Below are 5409 nucleotides of genomic sequence, written 5' to 3'. Positions count from 1 at the left end.
CGCCGGCGAGCCGGACAGGATGATGCGGTTGCGGTGCTCCAGCAGCACCGGCCAGAAGGCTTCCGGCGCGTGGCTGAGTTCCAGCACCAGCACCGGCTCCTCGGCTGTCCTGAGCGCGAGACGCAGCAGGTGGCGGGTCCGCCAGCCGAGCAGGCGCGTGAACAGCGAGGCGCCCGCGAGCCTGCCGGCGAGCCCGTCACGGCGGTACGGCGAAGACGACGGAAGGGAGCCTTGGGGGTCGGGCATGGGCGAAAACTCAGGGTTTTCGCCATTATCGGGTGCCGCTATCAAGGCCGCGTCAAAGGCGAGTGAAAAATTGGTCGGCTCTGGCGTCGTTCTAGCGTGCCGGGCGCGCGGGCTGGGCCAGTTCGGCGATCAGCTGGGCTGATTGCAGGTCGCCGCTGGCGGCGACGTCGGCCAGGGTCTGGTTGGCGTCGGAGACCTGCAGGCCACGCTCGCGCCGCTTGCCCAGCAGCTCGTCGGGGCTCAGCCGGTCGAGCGGGGCGACCCGCGTCAGCACGCCGAGGGCGGCGAAGGCCGGATTGCCGCCCCGGTCCCGGGTCTGCGCCCAGGATCCTCGACGGCGGCGCGATTCTGGCCGCGCGCCGTGTAAAGGTTCGCTAAGCCGGGGTAAATGTCCGCCTACACTGGCGCTGCGCGGTCATCGAGTTGCAGCGGCGGTTCGGCAGACTGGGCGGAATCCCCTCGACAGCGGAAGGACCTCGCCGATGCGACACTCCCACCTGACCCTCCTCGGCCTCGCCGGCCTGCTCTGCGTCGGCCTCGCCGGCGCCGCCACGGACGCGCCGGGCAAGGCCCTGAGCGCCGCCGCCGGCATCCCCTGGCCGACGGTGATCGCCCATCGCGGCTTGTCCCACGACGCCCCGGAGGAAACCGCCGCAGCCTACCTGGCGGCCCGCGAGCTGGGCGCCGACTACCTGGAGGCCGACCTGCAGCGTACCCGCGACGGCGTGCTGGTGGCCCTGCACGACGACACCCTGGAGCGCACCACCGACGTCGCCAGCGTCTTTCCCGGCCGCGAGAAGGACCCGGTCAGCCGGTTCAGCCTCGCCGAACTCAAGCGCCTGGACGCCGGCAGCTGGTTCAACCGGGCCCACCCCGAGCGCGCCCGGGCGAAATTCGCCGGCCTGCGCATCCTCACCCTGGACGAGCTGATCGACATCGCCGAGGGCGGCGCGCACAAACCCGGCCTGTACCTGGAGACCAAGGTGCCGGCGCAGTTTCCCGGCATCGAGGAAGACCTGCGCAAGGTCCTGCAACGGCGCGGCTGGCTGGCGCCGGAGGCACAGGCGCAGGGCAGGGTGGTGCTGCAGACCTTCGAGAAGGGCAGCCTGGAACTGCTGCACCAGAGCATGCCGCAGGTGCCCAAGGTGCTGCTGCTGTGGATCGGCGACGGCTACATCGCGCCGCGCTCGACGGTCACCTTCAAGGCGTCCGGCGCGGCGGACAAGGCCAGCTTCTACGCCGGGCAGGAGGTCGCCTCCGAGGCGGAACTCGCCGCCTGGCTCGACTGGGCCAAGGCCCATGGCGCGCTGGGTATCGGCCCCTCGGTGACGCGCAGCGAGCGTGGCGAACAGAGCTACATGGACCTGGTGAAGCCCTGGATGAACCGCATGGCCCACGAACGCGGGCTGTTCATCCACGCCTACACGGTGGATTCGGACGCGGACTTCCAGCGTCTCATGGCGGACGGGGTGGATGGCTTCTTCAGCAACCGGGCCGACCGCCTGTTGCGCTTCTACGGGCGGCCGCCGGCTATGCAGACCGACGCGCTGCTGCAGTCGCTCGGCTACTAGCGGCGGTTTATTCGGTGGCCTCGAACGCCGTGTGGTAGTGCACCTCGCCCGTGGGCGGCTCGCCGCGCAACGACAGGGCCTGGAAGTATTCCGGCGGCACGCCGGGCAGCACCAGGCGCGGTTCGGCGCGGAAGCCGAAGCGCCCGTAGTAGCCGGGTTCGCCGAGCAGCACGCAGCCGTTCGCACCGAGTGCGCGCAGTTCGTCCAGGGCCGCGCGCATCAGTTGCGAGCCGATGCCCCGGCCTTGCCGTGCGGGCCACACGGAGATCGGCCCGAGGCCGTACCAGCCCGTGGCGCCGGAGGAAATGCGCACCGGCGAGACGGCGACATGGCCGAGCACCTCGGCGCCCTCGACCGCGACCAGGGACACCGTCAGCTGGCCGCTGCGCCGCAGTGCGGCGACGATGAACTGTTCGGTGTGGCTGGAGTGCTCGGCGTTGGCGAAGGCGGCTTCGGTCAGGCGGGCGATGGCGGGGATGTCGTCCGCGCGTTCGCGGCGGATGGCGATGCTCATGGGCAGGTCCTGTTGGCGGTGAACCGGCAGCGTGGCGCTCAGGGCTGCGGGCGTGGCTCCGGCTGGTAGCGGGCGGCGGCGCGCTGCATCCAGCCCTCGGCGGCCATCTGGCGCAGGGCATTGTCGATCAGTTGGCGCTCGGCGACCAGCGGGCGGCGGTGGGAGAAGCCGATGTACAGGTCGGTGCGGCTGTCCGGCTGGAAGCGCGTGCGCACGATGTGCCGGGCCAGTTGCGGGTCGCGCAGTTCGTAGTCCACCTGGCAGTCGGTGCCGATCACCAGTTGCAGGCGGCCGAGGGTGAGCATCTGCAGCAACTGGGCCTCGTTGTTCACGCCGAACTTCTTCAGCTGCCGGTCGGAGTCGAACGGCTCGAAATACGCCGACTCCAGCACGTAGCCGATGGTGTGGCCGCGCAGGTCGGCGTAGTCGCGGATGTTCGCGGCGATCTCCGGCGTGGCGTACAGGCGCGGGGCGCAGGCGTAGTAGGGCTGCTCCAGGTAGTCGATGTAGCGCTCGCGCTCGGGGGTGCGCGCCAGGCCGGTCATCAGGTCCGCCGAACCGCTCTGCAGGGCTGCCAGGCTGCGTGCCCAGGGCGCCCGATGGATTTCGAAGCGCAGGCCGGTGCGGCGCTCCAGTTCGGCCAGCAGGTCGATATCCAGGCCGGCGATCTGCCCCTCGGGGCCTTCGATGCGGAACGGCGGCCAGTAGTCGGTCATCACCCGCAGCGGCGCGCGCTCCGCCGCTGTGCCGGCGGCGCCCAGGGCCAGCAGGAGCAGGCCGAGGCCCAGCCGTCGGGCACGGGCGAACGCAGCGTTGCGGGCGAGCTGTTGGCGGGGCATACCGACTCCTGGAGGTAGACAGGGTTGCGAGGTCGGCCGATCCCTTGCCGAACGATGCGAACTGCGCGGGTCGGTCCCGCGTGGCTGCCGTGGCCCGCCGCCGTTCGAACCGGGGGTGGCAGAGGGCTATCGCAAGGATAGCCGCCGGAGGTGGCACAACGGAACGCCCCGGAGGCCCTTCGCGAGGGAAAATTTGCGCCAGCGGCGGGGCGCCCGGCAGCGGCGATCCAGACGCCCCGGACGCGCGACGCGCCCTGGAGCGAGTCCCCGGGTGCCCGCCGTTGCTCGTCTCGACGGGCGTTTTTCCGCGGAAAACGGTACTCTGCACGGCGGTGGGGCGTCCGCAGGGAGGCCGCCGAAGGCGAGGGCAGTGATCCGGTTGGGCGGATCGCGGCCCCCGTGGCGTCGCCGAGCCCGCGTGACTCAGGCCCCACCGCGATAGGCAATACAACGAGAACCGATATGAACTGGCACTTTGCGATTCGAAACGTTTCCCGCTCGCGCGGCGGAAACCTGCACCCTTCAACCCAACTGAGTTCGGCGGTGAAAGCATGATCGAAGTAACCGAGGTTTCCATTGCACAACTGCGCGCGGCCCTGGAGTCCGGGCGCACCACGGCGGTCGAGCTGGTCCAGGCCTACCTGGCCCGGATCGACGCCTACGACGGCGCCGCCACCGCCACCGCGCTGAACGCGGTGGTCGTGCGCAACCCCGAGGCGCTCAAGGAAGCCGAGGCTTCCGACGCCCGCCGTGCGCGCGGCGAGACCCTCGGCCCGCTGGACGGCATTCCCTATACCGCCAAGGACAGCTACCTGGTCAAGGGCCTGACCGCCGCCTCCGGCAGCCCGGCCTTCAAGGACCTGGTGGCGCAGCGCGACGCCTTCACCATCGAGCGCCTGCGCGCCGCCGGCGCCATCTGCCTGGGCAAGACCAACATGCCGCCCATGGCCAACGGCGGCATGCAGCGCGGCGTCTACGGCCGCGCCGAAAGCCCGTACAACGCCGCCTACCTCACCGCACCCTTCGCCTCCGGCTCGTCCAACGGCGCCGGCACCGCCACCGCCGCCAGCTACTCGGCCTTCGGCCTGGCCGAGGAAACCTGGTCCAGCGGCCGCGGCCCGGCCTCGAACAACGGCCTGTGCGCCTACACCCCGTCGCGCGGGGTGATCTCGGTACGCGGCAACTGGCCGCTGACCCCGACCATGGACGTGGTGGTGCCCTACGCGCGGACCATGGCCGACCTGCTCGAAGTGCTCGACGTGGTGGTCGCCGACGACGCCGACAAGCGCGGCGACCTCTGGCGCCTGCAACCCTGGGTGCCGATCCCCAGCGCCTCCTCGGTGCGCCCGGCGTCCTACCTGGACCTGGCGGCGAACGCCGAGGCCCTGGCCGGCAAGCGTTTCGGCGTGCCGCGCATGTTCATCAACAAGGATGAAGCCGCCGGCACCAGCGAGAAGCCCGGCATCGGCGGCCCGACCGGCCAGCGGATCAACACCCGCGCCTCGGTCATCGATCTCTGGGAACAGGCGCGCAAGGCCCTGGAAGCCGCCGGCGCCGAAGTCGTGGAAGTGGACTTCCCGCTGGTCTCCAACTGCGAGGGCGACCGCCCTGGCGCGTCCACCGTGTTCAACCGCGGCATCGTCACCGAGCAGTTCCTCCATGACGAGCTGTGGGAGCTGTCCGGCTGGGGCTTCGACGACTTCCTGCGGGCCAACGGCGATCCGCAGCTGAACAAGCTGGCCGACGTCGACGGGCCGCAGATCTTCCCCCACGACCCCGGCACCCTGCCGAACCGCGAGGACGACCTCTGCGCGGGCATGGACGAGTACGTCAACATGGCCAAGCGCGGCCTGAAGACCTGGGACCAGATCGAGTCGCTGCCCGACGGCCTGCGCGGCCTGGAAAAGACCCGCAAGCTTGACCTGGAAGACTGGATGGACGGCCTGAAGCTCGACGCCGTGCTGTTCCCCACCGTGGCCGACGTCGGCCCGGCCGACGCCGACGTCAACCCGGAGTCGGCGGACATCGCCTGGAGCAACGGCATCTGGGTCGCCAACGGTAACCTGGCGATCCGCCACCTGGGCGTGCCCACCGTGACCGTGCCGATGGGCGTGATGGCCGACATCGGTATGCCGGTGGGCCTGACCTTCGCCGGCCGCGCCTACGACGACTCGAACCTGCTGCGCTTCGCCGCAGCCTTCGAGTCGACCGGCAGCAAGCGCCTGGTGCCGCCGCGCAC

The 5409-nt window shown here is 70.8% G+C and carries 5 protein-coding genes and 1 pseudogene; 2 read left to right on the top strand and 4 right to left on the bottom strand.

The genetic code is table 11. The annotated features are described in order from the left end of the window. Together P3W75_RS24520 and P3W75_RS24515 are read right to left on the bottom strand one after the other, a co-directional pair. Positions 1-246: pseudogene (locus P3W75_RS24520) on the bottom strand (SAM-dependent methyltransferase); the annotation flags it as partial. A 91-nt stretch (positions 247-337) separates the two neighbouring features. Beyond that, on the bottom strand, positions 338-520 hold the full coding sequence (locus P3W75_RS24515) for a hypothetical protein (RefSeq protein ID WP_276229912.1): 183 nt from the start codon (positions 518-520) through the stop codon (positions 338-340). A 208-nt stretch (positions 521-728) separates the two neighbouring features. Between P3W75_RS24515 and P3W75_RS24510 the strand changes: the two genes are divergently transcribed. Then, positions 729-1817 (top strand): glycerophosphodiester phosphodiesterase, encoded by a 1089-nt coding sequence (locus P3W75_RS24510; protein WP_276229911.1) that lies wholly within the window; start codon positions 729-731, stop codon positions 1815-1817. Positions 1818-1824: 7 nt separating this feature from the next. Here P3W75_RS24510 and P3W75_RS24505 read toward each other — a convergent pair whose 3' ends face one another. After that, on the bottom strand, positions 1825-2331 hold the full coding sequence (locus P3W75_RS24505) for a GNAT family N-acetyltransferase (protein ID WP_276229910.1): 507 nt from the start codon (positions 2329-2331) through the stop codon (positions 1825-1827). A 38-nt stretch (positions 2332-2369) separates the two neighbouring features. Further along, entirely contained in the window at positions 2370-3170 is an 801-nt protein-coding gene (locus P3W75_RS24500) for a substrate-binding periplasmic protein (RefSeq protein WP_276229909.1), read from the bottom strand. 551 nt (positions 3171-3721) lie between these two features. Between P3W75_RS24500 and P3W75_RS24495 the strand changes: the two genes are divergently transcribed. Then, a partial coding sequence (locus tag P3W75_RS24495) for an amidase (RefSeq protein ID WP_276229908.1) occupies positions 3722-5409 on the top strand: 1688 nt, incomplete at its 3' end.

Source organism: Pseudomonas citronellolis, from assembly GCF_029335315.1.
GTDB lineage: Bacteria > Pseudomonadota > Gammaproteobacteria > Pseudomonadales > Pseudomonadaceae > Pseudomonas > Pseudomonas citronellolis_A.
This window is presented reverse-complemented; position numbering and strand designations above follow the sequence as displayed.

What these genes read in the sequence shown, in the direction of transcription:
- P3W75_RS24510 (WP_276229911.1), top strand. Translation starts at nt 729, where the DNA reads ATGCGACACTCCCACCTGACCCTCCTCGGCCTCGCCGGCCTGCTCTGC.
- P3W75_RS24505 (WP_276229910.1), bottom strand. Translation starts at nt 2,331, where the DNA reads ATGAGCATCGCCATCCGCCGCGAACGCGCGGACGACATCCCCGCCATC.
- P3W75_RS24500 (WP_276229909.1), bottom strand. Translation starts at nt 3,170, where the DNA reads ATGCCCCGCCAACAGCTCGCCCGCAACGCTGCGTTCGCCCGTGCCCGA.